The sequence below is a fragment of the Oceaniferula spumae genome, assembly GCF_042849255.1.
GTDB lineage: Bacteria > Verrucomicrobiota > Verrucomicrobiia > Verrucomicrobiales > Akkermansiaceae > Oceaniferula > Oceaniferula spumae.
This window is the reverse complement of the sequence record NZ_AP026866.1, coordinates 4,595,791-4,617,612: the sequence shown is the minus strand read 5'-3', so window position 1 is coordinate 4,617,612 and position 21,822 is coordinate 4,595,791. Positions and strand designations below refer to the sequence as shown.

26 protein-coding genes are annotated in these 21,822 nt (G+C 54.0%); 11 read left to right on the top strand and 15 right to left on the bottom strand.

Annotation, left to right across the window (positions count from 1 at the left end; translation table 11 throughout):
- The first annotated feature begins 67 nt into the window (after positions 1 to 67).
- Entirely contained in the window at positions 68 to 1,681 is a 1,614-nt protein-coding gene (locus ACSPJT_RS19755; RefSeq protein ID WP_435894284.1) for a Fic family protein, read from the top strand.
- Positions 1,682 to 1,850: 169 nt separating this feature from the next.
- On the opposite strand, the gene ACSPJT_RS19750 is transcribed toward ACSPJT_RS19755, so the two are convergent.
- The 3 genes from ACSPJT_RS19750 to ACSPJT_RS19740 all read right to left on the bottom strand — a co-directional run bounded on the left by ACSPJT_RS19750 (position 1,851) and on the right by ACSPJT_RS19740 (position 3,415).
- Entirely contained in the window at positions 1,851 to 2,294 is a 444-nt protein-coding gene (locus ACSPJT_RS19750; RefSeq protein WP_435894283.1) for an REP-associated tyrosine transposase, read from the bottom strand.
- Between the two features lie 211 nt (positions 2,295 to 2,505).
- Positions 2,506 to 2,736, bottom strand: coding sequence for a VF530 family DNA-binding protein (locus tag ACSPJT_RS19745; RefSeq protein ID WP_435894282.1), 231 nt, complete (start codon positions 2,734 to 2,736; stop codon positions 2,506 to 2,508).
- A gap of 91 nt (positions 2,737 to 2,827) precedes the next feature.
- Complete coding sequence (locus ACSPJT_RS19740; protein WP_435894281.1) at positions 2,828 to 3,415, bottom strand: DUF899 family protein; 588 nt, start codon at positions 3,413 to 3,415, stop codon at positions 2,828 to 2,830.
- Positions 3,416 to 3,548: 133 nt separating this feature from the next.
- Here ACSPJT_RS19740 and ACSPJT_RS19735 point away from each other — a divergent pair, with 133 nt between their 5' ends.
- The gene (locus tag ACSPJT_RS19735; RefSeq protein ID WP_435894280.1) at positions 3,549 to 4,988 is read left to right on the top strand and encodes a toxin-antitoxin system YwqK family antitoxin; all 1,440 of its coding nucleotides are present in this window, start codon (positions 3,549 to 3,551) and stop codon (positions 4,986 to 4,988) included.
- A 40-nt stretch (positions 4,989 to 5,028) separates the two neighbouring features.
- On the opposite strand, the gene ACSPJT_RS19730 is transcribed toward ACSPJT_RS19735, so the two are convergent.
- A complete protein-coding gene (locus tag ACSPJT_RS19730) occupies positions 5,029 to 5,946 on the bottom strand; it encodes an SRPBCC family protein (protein WP_435894279.1) in 918 nt (305 codons plus the stop codon).
- A gap of 135 nt (positions 5,947 to 6,081) precedes the next feature.
- Between ACSPJT_RS19730 and ACSPJT_RS19725 the strand changes: the two genes are divergently transcribed.
- A complete protein-coding gene (locus tag ACSPJT_RS19725; protein ID WP_435894278.1) occupies positions 6,082 to 6,756 on the top strand; it encodes an HAD family hydrolase in 675 nt (224 codons plus the stop codon).
- Here the strand turns inward: ACSPJT_RS19725 and ACSPJT_RS19720 are convergent.
- The 3 genes from ACSPJT_RS19720 to metK all read right to left on the bottom strand — a co-directional run bounded on the left by ACSPJT_RS19720 (position 6,743) and on the right by metK (position 10,398).
- Positions 6,743 to 7,486: a 3-keto-disaccharide hydrolase gene (locus ACSPJT_RS19720; protein WP_435894277.1), complete on the bottom strand. Its 744-nt coding sequence runs from the start codon at positions 7,484 to 7,486 to the stop codon at positions 6,743 to 6,745. The two genes, ACSPJT_RS19725 and ACSPJT_RS19720, sit on opposite strands and share 14 nt — an antisense overlap.
- A gap of 233 nt (positions 7,487 to 7,719) precedes the next feature.
- On the bottom strand, positions 7,720 to 9,150 hold the full coding sequence (gene ahcY, locus ACSPJT_RS19715; protein ID WP_435894276.1) for an adenosylhomocysteinase: 1,431 nt from the start codon (positions 9,148 to 9,150) through the stop codon (positions 7,720 to 7,722).
- Between the two features lie 54 nt (positions 9,151 to 9,204).
- Complete coding sequence (metK, locus tag ACSPJT_RS19710; RefSeq protein WP_435894275.1) at positions 9,205 to 10,398, bottom strand: methionine adenosyltransferase; 1,194 nt, start codon at positions 10,396 to 10,398, stop codon at positions 9,205 to 9,207.
- 62 nt (positions 10,399 to 10,460) lie between these two features.
- Between metK and ACSPJT_RS19705 the strand changes: the two genes are divergently transcribed.
- From ACSPJT_RS19705 to ACSPJT_RS19695, 3 genes are all read left to right on the top strand, one after another.
- Complete coding sequence (locus tag ACSPJT_RS19705; protein ID WP_435894274.1) at positions 10,461 to 11,375, top strand: ArsR/SmtB family transcription factor; 915 nt, start codon at positions 10,461 to 10,463, stop codon at positions 11,373 to 11,375.
- A gap of 287 nt (positions 11,376 to 11,662) precedes the next feature.
- A complete protein-coding gene (locus ACSPJT_RS19700) occupies positions 11,663 to 12,292 on the top strand; it encodes a phosphodiester glycosidase family protein (protein WP_435894273.1) in 630 nt (209 codons plus the stop codon).
- A 255-nt stretch (positions 12,293 to 12,547) separates the two neighbouring features.
- Positions 12,548 to 13,003, top strand: a complete 456-nt coding sequence (locus tag ACSPJT_RS19695) for a septal ring lytic transglycosylase RlpA family protein (protein WP_435894272.1) — start codon at positions 12,548 to 12,550, stop codon at positions 13,001 to 13,003.
- On the opposite strand, the gene sixA is transcribed toward ACSPJT_RS19695, so the two are convergent.
- Positions 13,000 to 13,467, bottom strand: coding sequence for a phosphohistidine phosphatase SixA (sixA, locus tag ACSPJT_RS19690; protein ID WP_435894271.1), 468 nt, complete (start codon positions 13,465 to 13,467; stop codon positions 13,000 to 13,002). The genes ACSPJT_RS19695 and sixA overlap by 4 nt on opposite strands.
- A 28-nt stretch (positions 13,468 to 13,495) precedes the next feature.
- Positions 13,496 to 14,242: a 3-oxoacyl-[acyl-carrier-protein] reductase gene (gene fabG, locus ACSPJT_RS19685; protein ID WP_435894270.1), complete on the bottom strand. Its 747-nt coding sequence runs from the start codon at positions 14,240 to 14,242 to the stop codon at positions 13,496 to 13,498.
- A 101-nt stretch (positions 14,243 to 14,343) separates the two neighbouring features.
- On the opposite strand from fabG, the gene ACSPJT_RS19680 reads away from it, so the two are divergent.
- From ACSPJT_RS19680 to ACSPJT_RS19660, 5 genes are read left to right on the top strand one after another with little or no spacing between them, the layout of a single operon-like run.
- Positions 14,344 to 14,928 carry a TPM domain-containing protein gene (locus ACSPJT_RS19680; RefSeq protein WP_435894269.1) on the top strand — a complete coding sequence of 195 codons (585 nt, stop codon included), beginning with the start codon at positions 14,344 to 14,346 and terminating at the stop codon, positions 14,926 to 14,928.
- A gap of 33 nt (positions 14,929 to 14,961) precedes the next feature.
- Complete coding sequence (locus ACSPJT_RS19675) at positions 14,962 to 15,354, top strand: hypothetical protein (protein WP_435894268.1); 393 nt, start codon at positions 14,962 to 14,964, stop codon at positions 15,352 to 15,354.
- Between the two features lie 30 nt (positions 15,355 to 15,384).
- The gene (mnmH, locus tag ACSPJT_RS19670; protein ID WP_435894267.1) at positions 15,385 to 16,437 is read left to right on the top strand and encodes a tRNA 2-selenouridine(34) synthase MnmH; all 1,053 of its coding nucleotides are present in this window, start codon (positions 15,385 to 15,387) and stop codon (positions 16,435 to 16,437) included.
- Positions 16,434 to 17,192 (top strand): TatD family hydrolase, encoded by a 759-nt coding sequence (locus ACSPJT_RS19665; RefSeq protein WP_435894266.1) that lies wholly within the window; start codon positions 16,434 to 16,436, stop codon positions 17,190 to 17,192. Before mnmH ends, ACSPJT_RS19665 begins: the two co-directional genes overlap by 4 nt.
- 24 nt (positions 17,193 to 17,216) lie before the next feature.
- On the top strand, positions 17,217 to 17,405 hold the full coding sequence (locus tag ACSPJT_RS19660) for a type II toxin-antitoxin system VapB family antitoxin (protein ID WP_435894265.1): 189 nt from the start codon (positions 17,217 to 17,219) through the stop codon (positions 17,403 to 17,405).
- A 246-nt stretch (positions 17,406 to 17,651) separates the two neighbouring features.
- On the opposite strand, the gene ACSPJT_RS19655 is transcribed toward ACSPJT_RS19660, so the two are convergent.
- The 6 genes from ACSPJT_RS19655 to ACSPJT_RS19630 form a co-directional block, all read right to left on the bottom strand.
- A complete protein-coding gene (locus ACSPJT_RS19655) occupies positions 17,652 to 18,554 on the bottom strand; it encodes a TIGR01777 family oxidoreductase (RefSeq protein ID WP_435894264.1) in 903 nt (300 codons plus the stop codon).
- A gap of 38 nt (positions 18,555 to 18,592) precedes the next feature.
- Positions 18,593 to 19,501, bottom strand: coding sequence for a TIGR01777 family oxidoreductase (locus ACSPJT_RS19650; RefSeq protein ID WP_435894263.1), 909 nt, complete (start codon positions 19,499 to 19,501; stop codon positions 18,593 to 18,595).
- A 12-nt stretch (positions 19,502 to 19,513) separates the two neighbouring features.
- The gene (locus ACSPJT_RS19645; protein ID WP_435894262.1) at positions 19,514 to 20,395 is read right to left on the bottom strand and encodes a wax synthase family protein; all 882 of its coding nucleotides are present in this window, start codon (positions 20,393 to 20,395) and stop codon (positions 19,514 to 19,516) included.
- A 49-nt stretch (positions 20,396 to 20,444) separates the two neighbouring features.
- Positions 20,445 to 20,894, bottom strand: coding sequence for a hypothetical protein (locus ACSPJT_RS19640; protein WP_435894261.1), 450 nt, complete (start codon positions 20,892 to 20,894; stop codon positions 20,445 to 20,447).
- A 12-nt stretch (positions 20,895 to 20,906) separates the two neighbouring features.
- A complete protein-coding gene (locus tag ACSPJT_RS19635) occupies positions 20,907 to 21,302 on the bottom strand; it encodes a hypothetical protein (RefSeq protein ID WP_435894260.1) in 396 nt (131 codons plus the stop codon).
- An 81-nt stretch (positions 21,303 to 21,383) separates the two neighbouring features.
- Positions 21,384 to 21,788 (bottom strand): hypothetical protein, encoded by a 405-nt coding sequence (locus ACSPJT_RS19630; protein WP_435894259.1) that lies wholly within the window; start codon positions 21,786 to 21,788, stop codon positions 21,384 to 21,386.
- Between the last annotated feature and the right edge of the window lie 34 nt (positions 21,789 to 21,822).

Below are 21,822 nucleotides of genomic sequence, written 5' to 3'. Positions count from 1 at the left end.
GTTTCGTGCCAAATTAACTTGTTTTTATGGCACGTTTTGATAGGGGTTATGCACAATTCTAATCAATATGCCCAAGGTCATCAAAGAGCCAGAATACGACGAACTCCTCGAAATCGTGCGTACGTTTCCTGAAGGTGTTTCCATTTCCGGACTGCTCGCGGCGCCAGAAATTGAGTATGCCAAACGCACTCTTCAACGCCGTCTAGATGCCTTGGTGGCGACTGGGAGACTGACTGCTGTAGGTCGAGCCAGAGCCCGCAAATATGTCTCGACTGGGACAGCTTTAGAGAGCGATTCCAACGCCGAAAGTCCTAGCACCCAAGGGTCTGAAACAACGTTTCAAACAGTGATCGAAAGCCCCCCTGCCCCAGCACGATCCGAGCCTACAATTTCACCTCCGCCAGCACCTATTTCAGAGGCTAAATCCGAGCCATTTGCAGCGGCCCAAGTGGAGGATGTTTTCCAAGAAAATACACCTGCCATTTCCACGGAGAAACTCACCCTCTCGTTCGAGGCTGAGACAATTCGGGAGTCGGTGAATCGGCCTCGTGAGCATCGGCAAGCGGTCGGCCACAAGCTGGCGCTGCTGGACTATTATAAGCCGAACCAATCGACTTATCTGAATCTGGCACTGAGGCAGGAATTGGCGACCTTGGGTCGGGTGGGAGCCAGTCAGGCACCCGCCGGCACCTACCTGAGGCAGGTGATGGATCGGTTTCTGGTAGATTTGAGCTGGAATTCGAGTCGTCTGGAGGGAAATAGCTACAGTCTACAGGAAACCCAACGATTGCTGGCGCGTGGCGAGGCAGCCGCCGGAAAAGGAGCCGAGGAGGCGCAGATGCTGCTAAACCACCAGGCGGCGGTGGAAATGCTGTCGGCGCAAGCTCGGGAAATCGACTTCAACCGTCATACGATCTGTAACCTCCACGCCCTGCTGGCGGACAATTTGCTGCCCGATCCAGCCTCGTGTGGTCGGCTAAGGCGCAACGAGGTGCGTATTTCCGGCACGGTTTACACGCCAATCCAAGTGCCAGCCCAGATAGAACCACGCTTTGAGATGATTCTGACCAAGGCGGCGGCGATTGAAGATCCGTTTGAACAGGCCTTTTTCATCATGGTGCACGTGCCGTATTTGCAGCCGTTCGAGCATTTGAACAATGACATGTCTCGAGTGGCGGCGAATATTCCACTGGTTCACTTCAACCTCTGCCCCATTTCTTTTGTCGATGTGCCCAAATCTGACTACCTGGACGCGTTGATGGGGGTTTACGAGCTTAACAAGGTGGATTACCTGCGAGATCTCTTCGTCTGGGCCTATAAGCGATCGGCTGCGCATTATGCGGTGGCGCGGGAGTATCTCGGCGAACCTGATCCGTTTCGCCTGAAATATCGCGCGGAAATCAGGGATCTGGTCAGACTGGTGGTGCGTAGCCGTAGGAATCCCTCGGAATCAGGCCGTATTCTGCGTCAGGAGGTCACCAAGCAGTTTGACCGAGAACTACAGAGCGAGTTCCTTGATGTCGTGGAAACCGAGCTGGCGGGCCTCCACGAGGGCAACATTGCCAGATACCGGCTCAAAGCGAGCGAGTTCGAGTGGTGGAAATCTCAGAAGGATGCGACTGTGGAAATGCCTGAGGCGAACAAAAAGTCTGATGCTTCGCAGCTGGACTTTGAGTGGTAGGGCTTTGAGTGGTAGGGCGGATTGGCCGCAATCCGCCGAATCGGAGCGAGTGCCGATTGCACACCTAATAACGATCCAGCCCTCGCCCTGTAAAGGATCTAGGGTGGATGTCGCATCAGTTGGAATACAGACACGTGAGGGCGAAATCGGCAGATTGGGCCAATCTGCCCTACCAGGATTGCACGTATGGCCAGTCTTCTGGTTGTTGGCATAGTCCGGATCTGACTGGGTTTTGTAGGATGTAGTCTCGCTTTTGCTCGGCTGAGTCTTGATTCCGTAAGCGATGATCGAAAAAGCCGTGTTGCCAGTTGATTTTCAGGGTTCGTGCTGTCCACCTTTTCCAGTCTTTAATCACCTCCTGCATCCGTTTTTCTCCCTCGAACAACATCAGAGCATGAATATGATCTGGCATCGCCAGGAGCAATCGGCATTCCCATACTTTGCGATCATTGCGCGTCAGGACGGTTTCGAGCAATCCATCCCAGATTTGCGAACTTGCCAATTGGTTTTTTCCACGCGGATCGGTGCAAACCGTGATGAAGAAGCATTCAGGAAACACACCCTTCACCCAGAACGGCGTTTCATGGCTGAGTTTCCTCCGAACAGGTTTCATAGGATCGCATACGATAACGAACGATGCATTTCGTGTCGAGCCGTCGGTAGGGCAGATTGGCCCAATCTGCCGGATCGGAGCGAGTGCCGTTTGCACACGTAATAGCGCTCCAGCCCTTCTACCTGAAATATTTAGGGCGAATGCCGCATCATTTTGGTAGTTTGAAGCGTCAGGGCGAAACCGGCAGATTGGGCCAATCTGCCCTACCCTTTCAAATCCACCGCTCCGAGTCTTTCAGGCCTAGGAACTGTTTATACAGGATTTCTACCTTGTTGCGTGCCCAGTCGGTTTTCCGAAGAAACTTCAGGCTGGATTTGATGCTGGGGTCGTTTTTGAAACAATTGATGCGGATACGGAAAGCGAGATCGTCCCAACCGTATTCATCGACCAACTCAGTCAGCATGCGTTCGAGAGTGATGCCGTGGAGAGGGTCGTTGCTCATGGCGCTTGTTTAGGGCACGAGTCGTGAATTTAGAAGAGGGAAATCTGGATTGTGGCGAATAGAAGATCTGAACTTTCACCGCGAATGCACCTTATTTCGGGCGTTGGTAATTGGGCACCCAATCACCTGGGCCTCCTTTGAGGAGATCCATGATGGGGAAAAGGACACAGTATTCATCGCCTGGGTCGAAATAGCTGCTGCCGCTGCGGATGATTTGGTCGCCGGAACGGTGGAAGACACTGAAACCTGGCCAATGGCCGGCCATATCGCCTTCGGTTTGGTAAAAACCCATGTCGGTGTTGAACGCCTCACCGTGGTCGTGGCTGGAGATCATGCGGTATTTCCACGAGCGGGAGAATGCGAAGTCTTTCTGCTTGGCCAAGGTATCGGGCGATAGCAGAACAACGGCAGCCCGGTCTTCGAGGTAGTGCAGCACGCCGTTGACACCATCGGCGTAGGCGGTGCAGTAGGCGCAGGTGTGGCCCATGTTGTGAATCAGAATCAGGTCGTCTTTGTCTCCGAAAAGTTCATCGAGAGTGACATCTCCCTTGGCGGAGGAAAAGCGATAGTCCTTCGCGTTCACCGGAGTCTCTTGCTTTTGCAGGCTTCGCAGCTCTGCGGTCAGAGAATTGATCTGCTGCTGGAGTTCCTCAGCACGTTGTTGATTTTCGTTCATCATATCTGCTATTTTCCGACAAGATTCACAAGAGGGACAGGCTTTTTTCCAGACTTTTGTGTTCGCCGGTTTCCAGTTTGTTGATTTATTGAACCATGCACCTTCAAATTAAACGATGAGCAGGAACTGTTTTAATATGGGCCTTATTTCACTGATTCTCACGCCGCTGCTGCTGGCAGAGGAACTGAAGATCCATACCTACAAAAGAACTTCGCCATGGGGACAGACGGTTCATCAATACAGCTACTATTTGAAAGATGGCGTCCAAATTCAGCACGGCGATGAGCTGATGTTCTCTGATGATGGTAACCTTGATTTGAAAATCAGCTACCAGCACGATGAACCGCATGGACTTACGTCGACTTACTATAAAAGAATCCAACAAAAGGCGTCAGAGAGCACCTACGTCCGTGGGGATCTTCACGGTCCGGAACGTCAGTGGTCGGCCGAGGGCAAGCTGCTGTTTGAGTGTGAATGGAAAAACGGTGACCCATGGAACGGGCGTGCAGCCAGTAAATCGGCATCCGGCACTGGCACCATCGAGAGCTCAGAGTCATGGACGACCTATCTTTATAAAAATGGCAAAAAGGTGCCCAATTCAGAGAAGGTTTTCACCAGTAAATACCGCCACCAAATCCCGTCCCAGCGACCGAATATCAACGCCTACCTCCGATGGAATTGGCGCTCGTATCTGACCAAATCCAAGTATCCGCATGTCGACCAGCTTCCCTCGTATGCAAAAGTGCCTTTCCTCATCGATTGGTGCGCCAAGCGCGGTGATAGCGCCGGCATCGCCCACTCCCAGCTCGTTGCGCTGACGAGAGTTGATTGGGGTGCTACGAACTCCAGTGAAAAAAAAAGCCGTGAGGCCGAAGTCCTAGCTTGGAAACAATGGTGGCAAAACACTGGCCAACACAGACGACAATTGCGTGAAACCAAGGGCAAACGTGATCCAGAGGCATGGAAACTCGTCGCCGGAAAACGCGCCCTCAAGATGCCCGCCACCTCCATTGTCATTCCAGAGGAGTATGAGCTGCAGCTGACATACAGCTCAGGAGACTATGGCTCCGTGATTGATGAAACGATCACTCTGAAAAGGACTAAAAACGATGCAAGTTTGGTCAGAGTCTACTCGACGCTTCGAGATGGACCGAAGACGACTCAAACATGGCTCCCCTTTTCCATCGAGGAAGCCGACCAAATCACTAGGGCGATCGGCTATCTCATCGATCATCCATGGCTGGGCAATGATGAAGAAGCGATCAATCGCCGGTTCTGGGAGGAACAGAAAAAGACAGCGGAAAAACCAACGAGTTCGGTCAAGGTTCAGAAAATCAAAGGCCGGGAGTCATTTCACATCTACTACGCCAACGCCACGCTGACACTCAAAGACAAGCAAGGTAATGTCTGGTGGAATGATGATCCATCGCACTGGCATGGCGGCAATGAAGAGCGCTACAACCATGCGGCCGAACCCCTCTCAAGCACCGTCTACCCCTTTGTGGTCTCGCGGTACCCAGAAAATACCCAGTGGACGGAAAAAGATCCGCACGGCTGGCAGAAAGTGGAAAAGTGAGCGCGTGGCATTGGCCCTCACGTCCCAGAGTCCAGCGCCGTCAGTCTTTTCTCGGAAGGCAAACCCTGGTGAGCAAATCCGCCTCGGCGGTTTCGTGCGGGTCATTGAGGTATTGTTCGAACGGAGGCACCTTTTTGTCCTGCTTGAACAGCTTCGCCTGCCCTCGCATCATGCCAGCCGCCCACGCATTCCCCAGATGATTGTAGGATCCTTTGTGGTCGACCGTAAAAGCCTCACACGCCGGACGCCGACCAATCATCATCCCGCCCGGAGCCTGAGATGGTGCTGTTTTCACAGGACAACAAGCAATGTAACTCGCCTGCCCTTTGGAGAGCTTCCAAGCATTGTAAATGGTGAACACCGGCTCGTCTTGGGCGATCAATTCCTCGGGGATGGTGCCTATTTTTTCAAAGTCCTCGCCCATAAGACGTTCCATGTCTTCCATCGCACAGATGCGCTCGATGCCGATGTAATCGCAGGCGGGAATCGTCACCCTGGCCTCGTAGCTGAGCGCGGATCGTAGGGTGCCCGTTTCCAGCCGTTCCTTGAGCATGCGCAGTCCGCGTTCATAATCCATACCGATCATACACTCCATCATCGGTTTCATAAAAAACATAAACCACGGGAGTGAACTGTTCATCACCCAGCGGACACGGGTGCCATCGCCTAATTCGGAAAACTCCATGCTCACGGCCGCTTTCGATTTCCATGGTTTGAGGAACTCGAGATGGTAATCGATCTGCCGATTCTCTTTGGCATCTGCCACCCGCATCATTCCCGCCCCCACAAACTTCCCCTCCCAGGAATAGGCGTCTTTTTGAAACGATAACTTCGTCTCCGGCTCACAGATCAACCAAGGCGACCACTTCGGCCAGGTTTCAAAATCCCGCACGTAGGCGTAAACCTCACTAACAGGTTTCTCAATGATGATTTCTTTGGAGGCATGGATCGCAGGCATACTTCATTTTTTAGGGAAAAATGACCGCGTAGAAAAGCCTGATTTTGCCCCCATGTGAAACCTCAATCTTGCCATTCATCCATCAGCCACCATAGTCGATCCATCCTTGGCGGGCTGAGATCCGACAACTACAGTATGAACCCATCTCAAATCAAAAACATCTTCTGGGACGTCGATGGCGTCTTGGCGGATCTTAATTATGCCTATTTCCATTTCCTAACAGGCCACCCTAACTATCGGGAGCGCTATGCGAATTTGCAATGGGAGCAGCTACCGGAGGTCTTGCCGATCTTGCCGGAGTATGGGGCGCTGGAGTTAAAAACGCATCCGGAGCTGGGCACTGAGATGGATCGGGACTTTTGCGCGGATCAGGCGTATTTCCGCAATCGGCCGCTGTATCCGGGCGTGATCGAGACGCTGAAACGGCTGAATGAGGCGGGCTATCGGCAGCTTACCATGTCGGCCACCTTTGATGTGGAGGCCAAGACCGCTTATCTCAATGACATCCTCGCTCCGGTGACCGATTTCCTCACCATCGAGTGTGTGCAGCACGGTGAGTTCATGCATGACACTGCAAAGGTGGATCGCCTGCGCCTGTGTTATGAAAAATACGGACTCGACCCTCAGGAGACCATCTTGGTGGACGATCGGATTTACAACCAGCACGCCGCCATCGACTCCGGCGCGCATCCGGTACGGCTGCGCTGTGAGTTCACCACGGATCTCCCCGAGGAACTCAGCTGGATTCCGGAGTTTAAGGACGTGCAGAAGGTGGCCGACTGGCTAATCGGTGGGTCTACTTCTCAGTGAGTTCCTTCACCTTGATGCCGCGCCAGAGGACTTTGCCTTTGGGGGCGTGGTGGATTTGCAGGCCGAAGTAGCCTTTGTTGTAGGTGCCATCACCTACCCAGTGGGCTGCTGGCACGCCGTTGATCCAGGTCTTCACGGTATTGCCTTTGGCGTAAATGGTGACCCGGTTCCAGCCTTCTTTTTTCAGGGCTTTGCGGACTTTCGCGTGGTCCTTGAGCCAGAGCGGATACCAGTAGCCGCCGCAGCTTTGGCCGTAGATTCCGCCCGACCAGCCACGGGTGCTTTCGATGCCCTCCATCTCGAACTGTGGGCCGAAGACGGCGTGCTTTTCGTTCGACTGAGCACGGAACATGACACCGGAGTTGATGTCCACCTCCCACTTCATTTCACAGGTGAAGATGAAATCGCTGTAGTCCTTTTTCGTGCTCAAGTAGGTGCTGGCCTCGCCTGGTATACAAACACCGGTGACGACGCCGTCTTTCGCCGTGAACGTTGACTTGCCGCCTTTCACCACCCAGCCTGTTAGAGCGTCATCGGTGACCAGTGCTTTGAAACCTTTTTCCAGTTCGGGTTCTGGGTCGGTATTGAGCAGCATGTCCTCCGGTTTGGGAGCGTTTTCCTGCTTCTGGTATTTCCCTAACCACGGCTCCTGGCTTGGATCGATTTCCCCCGCCAGGGCATGAGTGAAGCCGAGAGCCAGCAGAACAAGAGTGATATCTTTTTTCTTCATTCCAAATTTCTATCATCTGAAAAACGATACAACCAGCATGGATCAGCGGGATTCACGTCAGTAAATTAATACTGTGACAGGAGCCTTGGGGAATCACTTGGTCAGTGGACACCAAGGTACGAGACTGTGTGCTTGGGTTGCCGACAGCTTGCAAAGCTGTCCTACTATGAAAAAGCCCCCGCTGCTTTTGGCAACGGGGGCTTGAGATGATTGTTAGTGTTTTTTGTTAGGTCCTAGTAACGGTAGTGCTCAGGCTTGTATGGGCCTTCTTGAGCTACGCCGATGTAGTCGGCTTGGTCCTTGGTGAGCTTGGTGAGCTTGCAGCCGATTTTCTCGAGATGGAGTCGGGCGACTTCTTCGTCGAGGTGCTTGGGTAGAACTTTGACTTCGCCAGCTTTGTAGGTGTCCTTGTTTTTCCAGAGGTCGATCTGGGCAAGGGTCTGGTTGGCGAAGCTGTTCGACATCACGAAGCTTGGGTGACCAGTAGCGCAGCCGAGGTTCACGAGGCGGCCTTCGGCGAGCATGTAGAGGCTGTTTCCTGTTGGGAAGGTATACTTGTCTACCTGTGGCTTGATGTTGAGACGGGTGACGCCTTCGGCTTTGTTGAGCTTGTCCATCTGGATCTCGTTGTCGAAGTGACCGATGTTACAGACGATCGCCTGGTCCTTCATCTTCTCCATGTGTTCGAAGCGGATGATGTCGTAGTTACCAGTGGTGGTGACGTAGATGTCGCCCCAACCGAGGGTGTCCTCGACGGTGAGCACGCGGTAGCCTTCCATGGCGGCTTGCAGCGCGCAGATGGGATCGACTTCGGTGACAACGACTTGGGCACCTTGGCCGCGGAGGGCTTGGGCGCAGCCTTTGCCGACGTCGCCGTAACCGCAGACGACGGCTACTTTTCCGGAGATCATGACATCGGTGGCACGTTTGATGCCGTCGACGAGTGACTCGCGGCAGCCGTAGAGGTTATCGAACTTGGACTTGGTGACGGAGTCGTTGACGTTGATGGCTGGCACGAGGAGGGTTCCTTTTTTGGCCATTTCGTAGAGACGGTGAACGCCGGTGGTGGTTTCCTCGGAAACGCCCTTCCAGTCTTTGACGATCTTGGCAAAGACGCCAGGCTGATCGGCTCCGATTTTCTTGAGGAGGTTTTTAATGACCTGCTCTTCTTCGCTGCCGGCTGGTTGGTTGACCCAGTCTGATCCGTTTTCCATTTCGTATCCTTTGTGGATCAGAAGTGTGGCGTCGCCGCCGTCGTCAACGATCAACTCAGGACCGAGGTCGCCGGGGAATTGCAGTGCCTGCCAGGTGCACCACCAGTATTCTTCGAGGGTCTCACCTTTCCAGGCGAACACAGGCACGCCGGCCTTGGCGATGGCGGCTGCGGCGTGGTCTTGGGTGGAGAAGATGTTGCAGGAAACCCAGCGGACGTCTGCGCCGAGATCAACGAGGGTCTCGATGAGGACGGCGGTCTGGATGGTCATGTGCAGGGAGCCCATGATGCGCACGCCTTGGAGTGGCTTTTCAGGGCCGTATTTGGCGCGGGTCTGCATCAGGCCGGGCATTTCGTGCTCGGCGATGTCGATTTCTTTTCTGCCGAAGTCGGCGAGGGAGATGTCGGCTACTTTGTAGTCGTTTTTGGGTTTTTCTAGGGTAGTGCTCATTTTGTTTTATTGTTTTTGTTAGATCGGCATGATCCGTTTGATCGGACGGAGCTTTTAGAGGGCGGCTTTCAGGGCTTCCACCTTATTGGTCTCTTCCCAAGGAAGACCGGCGTCTTCACGGCCGAAGTGGCCGTAGTTGGTGGTTTTGCTGTAGATCGGACGGAGCAGGTTGAGCTGGCTGACGATATCGGCTGGCTTGAAGGAGAAGACTTCGCTGACGGCTTTCTCGATCTTGGCTTCATCGATCTCGGCGGTGCCGAAAGTGTTGACGTTGACGCTGACCGGGTGCGGGTGACCGATGGCGTAGGCAAGCTGAAGTTCGCACTCGTTGGCGAGTCCGGCAGCGACGATGTTCTTGGCAACCCAGCGGCACATGTAAGCGGCTGAGCGGTCGACTTTGGATGGATCTTTGCCGGAGAAAGCACCACCACCGTGACGGCCCATACCACCGTAGGTATCGACGATGATTTTACGTCCGGTGAGTCCGGCGTCGCCCTCAGGTCCACCGATGACAAAAAGTCCGGTGGGGTTGATGAGGATGTCGGTTTCCGGTGTTAAAAGATTGCCGGGGAGATGTTTCTCGATGAGGTCTTTCCTAAGCAGCTCGCGGATTTCCTTAGTGGAGATTTCCTTGGCGTGCATGGTGGAAATAACGATCGAGGTGAAGCGGTTGGGCTTGCCGTTGACGTATTCGATGCTGACCTGGGTCTTGGAGTCGGGGCGCAGCCAGGTGTGGACGCGGTCTTTGCGCAGCTTGGTGAGCTCGGCACCGAGGCGGTGGGAGTAGTGAATGGCGGCGGGCATCAGCTCCTTGGTGTCATTGGTGGCGTAGCCGAACATGATTCCCTGGTCGCCGGCGCCTTGTTCATCGGTGTCTTTATCAGCGGCGGCTGCTGCGTCCACGCCTTGAGCGATGTCAGGCGACTGCTGACCGAGCATGTTCATCAGGAAGGCTCCTTTTTCAAACTTGCAGGTGTAGGAGTAGTCGGTGCCATCGGCGTAATCGGCATCGTATCCGATTTCCTTGAGGGTGTTCTTCACCAGTGTGCCGTAGTCGAACTGCGCCTTGGTGGTGATCTCACCGGCGAGGCCGACGACGTTGTCTTTTACAAATGTCTCGCATGCTACGCGGCTGTTAATATCCTGCTCAAGGCAGGCGTCGAGGACGGCGTCTGAGACGGTATCACAGACTTTGTCTGGATGGCCTTCAGTGACGGATTCGGAGGAGAAAATGAATGTCTTGCTCATTGGGTTCGTTTGTTATATCAATAAATCGCGATACGTTGATGCGTTAATTAAACCAATCTGCCATGCCGTCAATCCTGAAATCCTTAAAACTCCTCTCAGATCCCACTCGAATCCGGATTCTGCTACTACTTGCCACCGAGTCATTGAACGTGGCCGAACTCCAAGAAATTCTGGGTATGGGACAGAGCCGTATTTCCACCCAACTCTCGCAACTTAGGCAAGAGGGACTGGTAACGAGTTCTCGATCAGGGAAAAACAACGTTTACGCCATCGAAGCCCCAGAGGCTCTGATGGAAGTGGCCCGACAGGCTGCCGGTGAAATCCCCGAGGTGGCTGCGGATTCCCAGACGCTCGCCCACATTCTGCGCAAGCGCCGCGACAAGACCCGAGCATATTTCGATGAGCTGGCGGGTAAATTCGGCAAGAGTTACGTGCCCGGTCGGTCATGGAAGTCCTTGGCCGAGGCGATGTTGAAAATCCTCAACTACAAGGTCGTGGCAGACCTCGGGGCTGGTGAAGGAACGCTGGCGCAGCTGCTGGCTCCCCGTGCCGAAAAGGTCATCGCCGTGGACAATGCCCCCAATATGGTCGAGTTCGGCAAGAAACTCGCCAAGGAGCATGGCCTCAGCCAGTTGGAATATCGACTCGGGGACATCGAGGCCCCACCGATCGATGACAGCTCCGTGGACCTCGCGATCTTTTCCCAAGCCCTGCATCACGCGGAGCATCCGCAGAAGGCACTCGATTCGGCCTACCGCATCCTCGCACCCGGCGGCAAGCTGGTGGTGCTGGACTTGCTTCAACACAGCTTCGAACAAGCGCGTGAACTCTACTATGATACTTGGCTCGGCTTTTCCGAAGTCGAGATCTACAAGATGATGGAAAATGCCGGCTTTCAGGACATTGAAACGACCATCGTGGACAAGGAGTCCGAGGCACCGCATTTCCAAACCTTGCTTGCCACCGCCACGAAATAGGACAAATTGGATCCATGCTTCGACTTTTTGCGCTGTGCGCTCTTCTACTTTCAGCCTCCTGTTCCCCGAATCCTCCGGTGGTTAGCTCTCCGCTAACTCCTACGCCTGGAGAATCTACTCATGTTGTCGCTGCGGCACCGATTCCCCCTTCTTCAAGCCAGCCCTCTCCGACTGATGCACTGAAAACCCCAGAAACTCCTGAACGACATAATCCCCAGCCTATCGTAAATCAGAAGATCCTTCCTCTCGCCTATCATCGCAGCGAGAGAAATAGCGTTATTTTATCCATGGTTCATTTCGACGGACGCAAACATCAACTCCGCGTCGCCGATCAACAGAACGGTCCCGGCAGCAGATGGATGACGGCAAAGGATGCCGCAGCGACATACGGCGGATTGGCCGCGATCAACGGTGGATTTTTCACCCCGGAGGGCAAACCTCTCGGACTTCTGGTGGAAACAGGATCCCGGCGTGGCCATCTCAACAAGTCATCCCTTGGCGCCGGTGTGTTTATTTCCACCCATGATCGCGCCGTCATCGTTCGTCGTGAAACCTACCAAAAGACAGCCAACAGCTGGAATACCCAGAACCTCCTTCAAACCGGCCCCATGCTGGTAGAAAACTCACGCATCGTCTCCGGACTCTCGAAAGACAAACCTCGACCACGCAGCTTCATCGCCTGGGATGGCAATCATCACTGGGCGATCGGTCACACCACCGCCAGCTCACTTGACCAACTTGCGAGAGCATTGGCAAACCAGTCGACGGCCGGCTTCAAAGTCCGCACAGCAGTCAATCTCGACGGAGGGCGCTCTTCTGATCTATGGGTCGGAGGCAACGTTCGGGGAGGCGGAAAGAGCCATCGGGGCTTCTTGAACAAGCCGGTGCGGAACTATTTGATCCTCATTAATCGTTGATACTGGACCACAAAATTTTTCCACCAAAGGCCTGGACGGAAAAAACAGCTTATTCGCAATGACCGCCTGCAAAGTGGAAGTGCTTAAGAAGAACTAAATCCAAAATTTCACAGACGTATATCGCCACAACCCGCCTCCACGGCTTTTCACGCCGCTGGGGGCTTTTTTATCGCTGATAATCAGTCTCATACGTATGTCAGAGCTCGGTTCAAAAGCATTGACGATCTCCATTTCCTGAGCGTATATCGCCGCGACATGAACAAGATCCATGCTCTTCTAGGCCTCGCATTTTCATCAGCCATGCTACTGAGTAACTGCGCTAGCAACTCCAGCCACCTCTCGGTCGATACACCGACACCGCCTGAGCCGCTTGTAACAAAAACCTACCAAGGCAAAGCCTCATGGTATCAGATCAAGTGTAACGGAGGTACCCACACCGCCAGCGGCATACCTCTCCGCGACTACGCCATGACCGCAGCCCACAAAACCCTGCCTATGGGAACGAAGGTTCGTGTGACAAATACCACTAACAATAAATCGGTGATCGTCAAGATCACCGACCGCGGGCCATACACCAAGGGCCGTATCATTGACGTCACCAAAGGCGCCGCTGAAAAGTTAGGATTCATCCACCGTGGCATCACTGCATGCAAGGTGGAGGTCATCGAAGACCAACCCTCACCTTCCTTGGAGGACGATTCGACGATCTAGAAAACTGTCGGCGGCAGAATCATTTCCAAGTAGCCACTCTTCGAAGGTGGTCGCACCTCATCGAACACGATGATTGACGCTTTACAGACGTGGATGCCTCCCGTCTGGGAGCCTAACAAGGCCTCGGCCAAGTAGGAAAAATCTGGATTGTGGCCACAGATCGCCACGGTTTCGAAATTTGAGTAAGCCTGCAGCTCCTCCATCGCCAACGTAGGACTCATGCCACATGCCAGCCATGGCTCGATGACAGGCGGCTCAGCTCCGGATGATTCACAAAAAATTTCCGCCGTCTCCTTGGCCCTCGCATAAGGACTAGCCAATGTGATATCGGGCACCAAGCCCTGTCGCTTCAGTAGCTCCCCTACCCGCTTGGCCTGATCCTTCCCCTTCTCGGTCAGGACTCGCGCCGAATCATTCATTGCAAACCCTTCAGCTTTGGCGTGGCGAATAATCAGGAGCTTCATCAGTTTTATAGATTGGGTGGCTAAAAGCCTACATGGTCATGCCACCGTCACACGCGATCACCTGCCCGGTGATGTAGCGAGCCTCGGCGCTTGCCAAGAAGAGCACGAGATTAGCGATGTCTTCGGTTTCACCCATGGCCTTGAGAGGAATATTTCCGAGAATACCTTCCTTTTGCGCATCATTGAGCTCATCCGTCATGTCGGTGACGATGAATCCTGGTGCGATGGCATTACAAGTGACCTTGCGACCCGCCAACTCACGAGCGACGGATTTTGAAAATCCGATCAGTCCAGCCTTACTTGCGGCGTAGTTGACCTGACCTGCGTTACCGATCAGTCCGATAACAGAGCTGATGTTGATGATGCGTGGATCGGTGGCCTTCATCAGCGTGCGCTGGAAGGCTTTGACGGTATTGAAAGCCCCTTTGAGATTGGTATCTAACACGGTGTCCCAGTCATCGTCCTTCATGCGCATCATCAGGCCGTCGCGAGTGACACCGGCGTTGTTGACCAGGATGTTGACGCTGCCGAAGTCAGCGATGATTTGTTTTCCTAACTCCTGCACCGCATCGTGATCTGACACGTCGATGGCGTAGGCTTTTGCAGAGTCAGGGAAGTCGGCATTGATCGAATCTGCTGCTGCGCCACAGCTACCTTCACTTCTGCTGACGACGGCGACTTTTCCACCCTCGGCGGCGAATGCCCGAGCGATTTCTGATCCGATTCCCCGGCCTGCGCCGGTGACTACTGCAACTTTGTCTGTAAAACGTGCCATGCCCTTTCCTCCCACGTTTTCCTGACAATGCCAACTCTGAAACGCGACAACCCTTACTTTAAGACTTCCGACATTCAGCTTCAGTGTATATGATTCCCCGCATGCAGTGCCCCTATTGCCGCACAGTTCTTACCGAGACCTCCAAGGAATGCCCATCGTGTTTACTCTCGCTGTATACGGCCAACAGCCTGTTAGGTCCGATGCCCCGCACGACCAGAGGCTTTACTGATACGATCGGGATACTGGAAAAAGGGGCTGACAAGAAAATCAACCGTGCTCTGAACAGGCTCGGACGCAAGTTCCCACAGGTGAATATGCATGTGCTGATTGGTAAATTCGACACCAAATTCCCCATCGCCACCCATCTTTTCTGGCTCTTCAATCAGGGTGATCTCTGCGCCGATAGCAGCAAAGGCGGCAAAAATCATGATATCCTGCTAGGGCTCGATCCGAAGTCAGGAAAGATCGGTCTCATCGTCGGCTACGGGCTAGAACCATTTTTACCTGCGAAAGCGCTCGACCATACCCTCGAAAAATCGCAACCATCACTTGCCGAGGCGAACTACACTCAAGCCATACTGACGGTCATCGAAGCTGTCAGCGACTTGATGGAAGGCATTTGCTCCGGTTTTAATGACACTTTGGGAATCGACCTCGAAGAAAAGGCCGTTGTCAAAGAATTCTAACACTCCTATTTTCTAACCTAAATAATCCACTCCATGAACTACGAAACATATCGCCTCATCCACTTCATCGGCATCTTCACCCTAATGTTTGCCTTCGGATCACTTTTCACCGGTGAGAAATCCACCAAAGCCGCTGCCGTTGGTCATGGCATCGGACTGTTACTTATCTTGTTAGGCGGCTTTGGAATGCAGGCCAAGATGAAGGACGTTTATCAAATCGCCTACGGCTCCAGCTTTCCTACCTGGATGATGATCAAACTGTTCATCTGGGTGATCTTCGGAGCCAGCATGGTCTTGGCCAAGCGCCGCGTCATCAAAGGCATCGCTGCTTGGATCCTGATCATTGCGCTTGGAACTGCCAGCGCTTACCTCGGCTTCCACAAACCTGCGATGAATAACAAACCTGCTGCCGCGAAGAGCGAGTAGTTAGATTTTGGAAACCCTCACCGTTTCGCCATGAAACATGTCGAAACCATCACCCTGCCGCACGATCTCAGTGAGTTCACCGAGATCATCGATGTGCGCTCGCCTTGGGAGTTCGGCGAGGATCATCTACCGGGTGCCATCAACCTCCCGGTGCTGAGCGATGCCGAGCGCAAGGAGGTTGGTACTTTGTATAAAGACGATCCCTTTGCCGCGCGCCGACTCGGTGCCGCCATGATCTCGGCCAACGCCGCCAGACATCTCAAAGGCCCGTTAGCCGACAAGGATAAGTCTTACACCCCCCTCGTCTATTGCTGGCGCGGCGGTATGCGGTCGAACTCACTGGCGCACATCCTCCGCTCCATCGGCTGGCGCGCACGTATCATTGAAGGCGGCTACAAGGCATTCCGTAAATATATTACCGAGGATCTGGAACGTCTGTTAGCAAGTGAAGAACTCGAACTCACCGTTCTGTCCGGCCCCACGGGCGTTGCAAAAACGCGCCTGCTGCACACCTTGGAAAAGCAAGGAGCGCAAGTTCTCGATCTCGAGGGACTGGCCAACCATCGCGGCTCTGTGTTGGGCCTAGCACCCGACACCACCCAGCCCAGCCAGAAACATTTCGAAACATCCCTGTGGGAAACCATCCGCAAGTTCGACTTCTCCAAACCGGTGTTCACCGAGGCCGAGAGCAATCGCATTGGACGTATCCACTGCGCGCCCCCACTGTGGAAAAAACTCAGCCAAGGTCGCGTCATCGAGATCAACCTCCCCATCGAAAAACGCGCCGAATTTCTGCTCGATGACTACCCCCACTTCACCAAAAAGCCAGAGCACCTGAAAGGCCTGTTAGACAAGCTAGTGAAACTACGCGGCCACGATCAAGTCAACCTCTGGCACGAACAAATCGACGCCGGACAGTGGCCCGAGTTTGTCATGTCCATTCTCGTGGATCATTACGATCTCGTTTACCGTCGTGCCGGTGACGACAAGTCTAACTATCCTACCCCATCCTCCACCGTGGAACTCTCCGATTTCAGCCAAGAGGATCTCGAAGCCGCCGCCAAGCAACTCACCCAGCTGTGACCGACGCCCACAATCACCTTCAGGATGCCCGTTTCGACTCCATCCGCGAAACGGTGGTGACTGAGATGTTAGAAGCCGGTGTCACCCGCTGCGTCGTCAACGGCACCTGTCCAGACGACTGGCCTAAAGTCGCCGAACTCGCGAAACAATACCCGGACCTCGTCATTCCCTCTTTCGGTCTACACCCGTGGAAAAAGCCAGCCGACGGTTGGAAAGAGCAACTGCTCTATTACCTCGATGCATTTCCTAACAGCTGCCTAGGCGAGTGCGGACTGGATCGCTGGATCAAAGACTACGACATCGATTTACAAACCGAGATTTTTACCGCCCAGTTAGAAATAGCCACCGAGCGCAACCTCCCCCTCACCATCCACTGCCTGAAAGCCTGGGGGCCACTGATCGATGTTCTGGAATCACACGAACTCCCCAAACGAGGTTTCCTCCTGCATTCCTACGGCGGCTCTGCCGAACTCATACCGCGCCTCACAAAGCTGGGAGCCTATTTCTCTTTCTCCGGCTATTTCCTGCATCCGAAAAAAGCCAAGGTGCTCGACGTCTTCCGAGAGGTGCCATCAGACCGACTCCTCATGGAAACCGACGCGCCCGATATGCTGCCGCCTGAAAACATCATCACCCACCCACTTTCCGATGAGCTGAACCACCCAGCGAACCTCATCGCCATCATGGAAGCTGCTTCAAAGACTCTTGATACATCGTTGGTAAACAGTAACTTCGAGACATTATTTGAATCGTAAAGTTTTCATTTTCATGGATGATGCATGAAAGCGACAATCACCATTGACGACGCCCGGTTTGATAGGAACGTGGCTATTACCGGCGATACTGATACCTCTATCTTGATAACGAAGGCTCTCGAAACTCTCATTACCGTTGATCGCAAAAAGCGCACCTTGAGTCTCTCAGGCAGCACACCAGACTTCACTATTCCTAGCAGGAATGGCGCATAGGAAAGTCTGTTTCACACCTTCTCCAAAGGAGAAATTCATACCAGCCCACGGAGAATCCGTGGGTTTTCTCGTAGAGTAGAGCGCGATGACTGAAGGTCAGCTTGATAGAGGTAGCCTATGAGAGTAGGACAGCTTTGTAAGCTGTCGGCAAACTTGGTGAGTGCATCGTGCTCCTTTCGTCGCTGAAGCTATGCAGGACACGTGGGTTGATTATTCCTTGGGTTGCCGACAACTTACAAAGTCGTCCTACCATGCCCAAGGCTCCATCTCAGGCTTCGAGAAATCAAAACCGTTTGCTAACAACTTCTCAGGCACCACCCAGTTACTGCTCAAGATAAGTTCCGGTGCTGTGCCGATGACATAAGCCCCGATGCGTGCCGCCCACGCGGGAGCTGGCAGTCCGAACGGCACACCGGCCTCTTTCCGAAACCTGCGCATCATCTCGGCATTACTAACAGCATCTGGTGCTGCCATATTGACCGGTCCGGAAAGCGCATCGTGATCGATCACAAATTCCACCACACGGGGCACATCATCGATATGCACCCAGCTGACCATTTGTTTGCCGTTGCCTACTTTTCCGCCCAATCCGAACTTGGCCAAGGTGTGCAGATAGCGGTATGGGTTCCCTGGAGCATCGGCCAAGACCATTGTTGTGCGCAGCGCCACTCTGCGGACTGAGGCTGGAATTTTTGCGCTGAAAAATTCATCTTCCCATGCTTTCACGACATCGGCGATGAAGCCATCGCCATGCTCACCGGATTCGTTGTGCGCAGTTTCATAAGTATCCTCGTAGATTCCCGCTGCGCTGCCGTTGATCCACAGTTTCGGAGGAGTTTCACATGCACCTACCGCCTCGCCTAACACCTTGGTGCTGTCCACGCGCGAATTCAAAATCTGCTTTTTGTTTTCCTCGGTGTGACGACAGTTGATAGATCGCCCTACCATGTTGATGAGCACATCACATTGGTCGAGCTCGGTGGCCCAGTCGCCCAGCGATTTACCATCCCAATGAACGTAGCGGCACTGGCTGTGCAGGCCGTCATCATGACGTGCCAGACCAACCACATTCCATCCCTTCTCCGCGAAATAGCCGCTGAGATGGCGTGCCAGAAATCCGTTGGCGCCTGCGATGAGCATATTGTTCATGGCGATAATTATAGATCAGGTCTTTGGTAAAAAACAGATCATTCCCGCCACTTCCACGGCTCCATCTCCGGGTGATTGAAAACAAAACCATGTTCTAACAATCGGGTCGGCACCACCCAGCGGCTTTTGAGAATGAGTTCGGTTTCCGTGCGTAGAAGAAATGCTCCGATTTCCGCCATCCACTTGCTCGCGGGCAATCCGATCGATCTCCCTGCCAGTTTGCGGAATCGACGCATCACCTCAGCATTCGGCAGCGGATCTGGCGAGGTGACGTTGATCGGTCCGGAAATCTCGTCGTGCTCGATCAGCCAGTCGATCGCCCGACAGAAGTCTTCGATGTGAATCCAGCTGACCATTTGTTTGCCACTGCCCACCTTGCCACCCAGCCCAAAACGTGCGAGCTGATAGAGGTAACGGTAAACAGTGCCAGGTTCATCCGCGAGCACCATGGAGGTGCGCACGGCCACCTTGCGCACGCGACCCGGCACCTTGGCACCGAAGAATGCCTCTTCCCATGCCTTGGCAACTCCTACTGAAAAACCATCCCCTATTTCCCCAGTGTCACTCTGCGGTCGGTCTTCGGCATGACGGTAAATCGTGGCGGTGCTAGAGTTGATCCAGAGTTCTGGTGGTGTAGTGCACTGAGCAATCGCCTCGCCCAGCACGCGGGTGCTGTTCACACGCGACTCGGTGATGAGGCGTTTGTTAGATTCATTGTAGCGACAATTCACCGAACGGCCAGCGAGGTTCACCAAGAAATCGGCTCCGTCCATTTCCTGAGCCCAGTCGCCCAACGTTTCGCCATCCCAGTGCACGTAGCGACACTGCGCGTCCATCCCCTCGCGATGACGGGCCAGACCGACCACTTCCCAGTCGCGCTCGGTGAAATATCGGGTCAAGTAACGGGCCAAAAATCCATTGGCTCCGGCGATGATGAGTTTTTTCATGATGATGTTAGGTTAGAAAATTTGCAGATAGTTGAGAGTGTATCGGATGACGTTCTCAGTGAACACGGGGGGAAAGAGGAACGGTAATGGTGCGGCGACAAGCAGCAGCGCCAGTGCCCGACTAAACCACAGCGGCCAGCTGGGCTTCTCGATCAACACCACCAAGCCGTGCAGGATAAAATAAAGCGTCGGTAATCCATAGCCGCTCTGCACCGGCACGGTGATGGCGAGCTCGTGCAGCAGACCTGAAACGAGGAAAACAGCGAACAGGGCCGGACGTTTTCCGAGGCGACTGACCAAGGGGCGCTGCACCGCTCTGGCCATCATTTGCGAGAACGACAGGTTCCAGCGTTTCGCCCAGAAATCAGCCAGACCACGACTCAGCAGTGGGTTGCGGAAAAGCGGCCGAACAGCAATTCCCTGCATACGCCAGAAAGCGGTGAGCAGACGCAATGCGCCGTAGTGAAAGCCGAGGCTCATCGGCACGAACATGATTAGGATGGAGTCGGTGGGCATGTACGCCACCACCGTGCTGAGTGCCAATCCCACCAGAAGAAAGCTGAGACCGATCATGGCGTCCTTTTTCCATCGCAGCTTTCTTTTCTCCGCAGCAAATGGCGTCGGATCCATGCCGAACCAGAGGATAGTAAACGCAAACCATCGAGGCCATGTTAGATATCTTCCCCACTCCGCCAGCACGATCCCCTTCATGCCCATCAGCAGCACCGAGCAAATGACCACCATGCGGGCGAATGGATGATCGGCGAGGTGATTTACATGCACCAGTGTCAGCACGATCAGCAATCCTGGCCACAGCACGTAGCGCTTGGTGCCTACGCGGCTGATAGCGAGGAATGCCAAGGCTAACAGGAAACTGTAGAGGTAGTCGATCATGGTAGGACGGCTTTGTAAGCTGTCGGCAAACTTGGTGATTAGTTCGTGCTTAGGTTGTCGGCAGGTTGCAAACCTGCCCTACGTTGTGCCACAGCGCGTAGCCATAGGTTATCGCGAGGAAGAGGAACAGGCAGACTAACAGGACTTCGGCCATCACATTGAAGCGTGTTTGCGGAATCCCCTTGCGGTCGAAACAGAAGAACTGCAGTCCGATCCTCACGGCCCACCAGGTCATCATCAGCGCGCAGAGAATGGCAGCTTGCCGTGTGCCATCGAGTAGCAGGCCCGTGCCAAAGGTAGAGATCACACCGAAGAACAGATGCATGCCGAGGATGTATCCAGCGTAGGTCCAGAACAGCTGGCGCATGAGTTTCGGCAGCGTGCCGAGCGGGCCTTTCCAATCGAGACAGCGCGGAATCACCGCGCTGGCGACGACGAGGATCAGCTGACCCACGCCGGCCAGGATGACTGCGGTGCGGATGAGTTCGTGGGTGATCATGATGAATAAATGTTAGATGAGATTGAAAAAGACGGCGGTGAAAACGGTGGCCAGGTAGAGGAAAGCCACGGTGAACAGGATATTGAAGAATGGGAACTGACGTTTGATGCTTTTCTCGTAGTAGAAAACCTGAGCCAGAACTCGTGCGATCCAGAACAGGGCGATGAAACCCGCCACCGCTCTGCCCAGGCCATCGGCTAGCAGCCAGTCGGGTTTCAACAGACAGAGCAGCGCCATGGCCACCACGCAGGCTAACAGGAAGACACAGTGGATGATGAACACCTGACGGAATACCGGTTCGGTCTTCGCTAGGTTCACCGACCAGCGCATTTTCTTCGGAGCAAAGAAATTGGCCGAGGTGATACAGAGCAGGATGATGCCTGCGAATTGGAGTGCGTAAGTGGTCATGACGGTAGGACAGCTTTGTAAGCTGTCGGCAAACTTGGTGAGTGCTTCATGCTTGGGTTGTCGGCAGGTTGCAAACCTGCCCTACTTTGGCTCCGCTGCTTTGTTCCATCCGGCGTAGGCGGGTGGCGTGGCGGGTGTGGGATCGCAGTTCTTTTTACCGAGGCGTGAGAACAGGAAGATGTTGAAAAAGTGCATGCCGCCTAGCACGAGCATGACTACGCCGAGCTTGGCGCTCAGGGCTTCGAAAATGCCGCTGATACTTTCCACTCCGGTATCGAGCTTCAGGTAGAGCGAGACAAATCCGAGGTTCACCAGGTAGAAGCCGACCACTAACAGGTGGTTGACGCTATCGGCGAGATTCTCATCGTTGTTCATGCTTTTCAGCAGAAAGACCCGACCGTTTTTGTGCAGTGTCTTGGCCACCCAAATGGTGAGAGGAATGGCGACGATGAGATAGGCGATGTAGGTGATGACTGTGTTATTCATTGTTTTGTGTTGGTTAGTGGTGAGGAGAGATTCG

What these genes read in the sequence shown, in the direction of transcription:
- ACSPJT_RS19705 (WP_435894274.1), top strand. Translation starts at nt 10,461, where the DNA reads ATGCCGTCAATCCTGAAATCCTTAAAACTCCTCTCAGATCCCACTCGA.
- ACSPJT_RS19675 (WP_435894268.1), top strand. Translation starts at nt 14,962, where the DNA reads ATGAACTACGAAACATATCGCCTCATCCACTTCATCGGCATCTTCACC.
- ACSPJT_RS19750 (WP_435894283.1), bottom strand. Translation starts at nt 2,294, where the DNA reads ATGAAACCTGTTCGGAGGAAACTCAGCCATGAAACGCCGTTCTGGGTG.
- ACSPJT_RS19635 (WP_435894260.1), bottom strand. Translation starts at nt 21,302, where the DNA reads ATGACCACTTACGCACTCCAATTCGCAGGCATCATCCTGCTCTGTATC.
- ACSPJT_RS19735 (WP_435894280.1), top strand. Translation starts at nt 3,549, where the DNA reads ATGGGCCTTATTTCACTGATTCTCACGCCGCTGCTGCTGGCAGAGGAA.
- ACSPJT_RS19740 (WP_435894281.1), bottom strand. Translation starts at nt 3,415, where the DNA reads ATGATGAACGAAAATCAACAACGTGCTGAGGAACTCCAGCAGCAGATC.
- ACSPJT_RS19695 (WP_435894272.1), top strand. Translation starts at nt 12,548, where the DNA reads ATGAACAAGATCCATGCTCTTCTAGGCCTCGCATTTTCATCAGCCATG.
- ACSPJT_RS19720 (WP_435894277.1), bottom strand. Translation starts at nt 7,486, where the DNA reads ATGAAGAAAAAAGATATCACTCTTGTTCTGCTGGCTCTCGGCTTCACT.
- ahcY (WP_435894276.1), bottom strand. Translation starts at nt 9,150, where the DNA reads ATGAGCACTACCCTAGAAAAACCCAAAAACGACTACAAAGTAGCCGAC.
- ACSPJT_RS19650 (WP_435894263.1), bottom strand. Translation starts at nt 19,501, where the DNA reads ATGAAAAAACTCATCATCGCCGGAGCCAATGGATTTTTGGCCCGTTAC.
- ACSPJT_RS19745 (WP_435894282.1), bottom strand. Translation starts at nt 2,736, where the DNA reads ATGAGCAACGACCCTCTCCACGGCATCACTCTCGAACGCATGCTGACT.
- ACSPJT_RS19655 (WP_435894264.1), bottom strand. Translation starts at nt 18,554, where the DNA reads ATGAACAATATGCTCATCGCAGGCGCCAACGGATTTCTGGCACGCCAT.
- ACSPJT_RS19680 (WP_435894269.1), top strand. Translation starts at nt 14,344, where the DNA reads ATGCAGTGCCCCTATTGCCGCACAGTTCTTACCGAGACCTCCAAGGAA.
- ACSPJT_RS19645 (WP_435894262.1), bottom strand. Translation starts at nt 20,395, where the DNA reads ATGATCGACTACCTCTACAGTTTCCTGTTAGCCTTGGCATTCCTCGCT.
- ACSPJT_RS19700 (WP_435894273.1), top strand. Translation starts at nt 11,663, where the DNA reads ATGGTTCATTTCGACGGACGCAAACATCAACTCCGCGTCGCCGATCAA.
- ACSPJT_RS19630 (WP_435894259.1), bottom strand. Translation starts at nt 21,788, where the DNA reads ATGAATAACACAGTCATCACCTACATCGCCTATCTCATCGTCGCCATT.
- fabG (WP_435894270.1), bottom strand. Translation starts at nt 14,242, where the DNA reads ATGGCACGTTTTACAGACAAAGTTGCAGTAGTCACCGGCGCAGGCCGG.
- ACSPJT_RS19755 (WP_435894284.1), top strand. Translation starts at nt 68, where the DNA reads ATGCCCAAGGTCATCAAAGAGCCAGAATACGACGAACTCCTCGAAATC.
- metK (WP_435894275.1), bottom strand. Translation starts at nt 10,398, where the DNA reads ATGAGCAAGACATTCATTTTCTCCTCCGAATCCGTCACTGAAGGCCAT.
- ACSPJT_RS19660 (WP_435894265.1), top strand. Translation starts at nt 17,217, where the DNA reads ATGAAAGCGACAATCACCATTGACGACGCCCGGTTTGATAGGAACGTG.
- ACSPJT_RS19725 (WP_435894278.1), top strand. Translation starts at nt 6,082, where the DNA reads ATGAACCCATCTCAAATCAAAAACATCTTCTGGGACGTCGATGGCGTC.
- ACSPJT_RS19730 (WP_435894279.1), bottom strand. Translation starts at nt 5,946, where the DNA reads ATGCCTGCGATCCATGCCTCCAAAGAAATCATCATTGAGAAACCTGTT.
- mnmH (WP_435894267.1), top strand. Translation starts at nt 15,385, where the DNA reads ATGAAACATGTCGAAACCATCACCCTGCCGCACGATCTCAGTGAGTTC.
- ACSPJT_RS19640 (WP_435894261.1), bottom strand. Translation starts at nt 20,894, where the DNA reads ATGATCACCCACGAACTCATCCGCACCGCAGTCATCCTGGCCGGCGTG.
- sixA (WP_435894271.1), bottom strand. Translation starts at nt 13,467, where the DNA reads ATGAAGCTCCTGATTATTCGCCACGCCAAAGCTGAAGGGTTTGCAATG.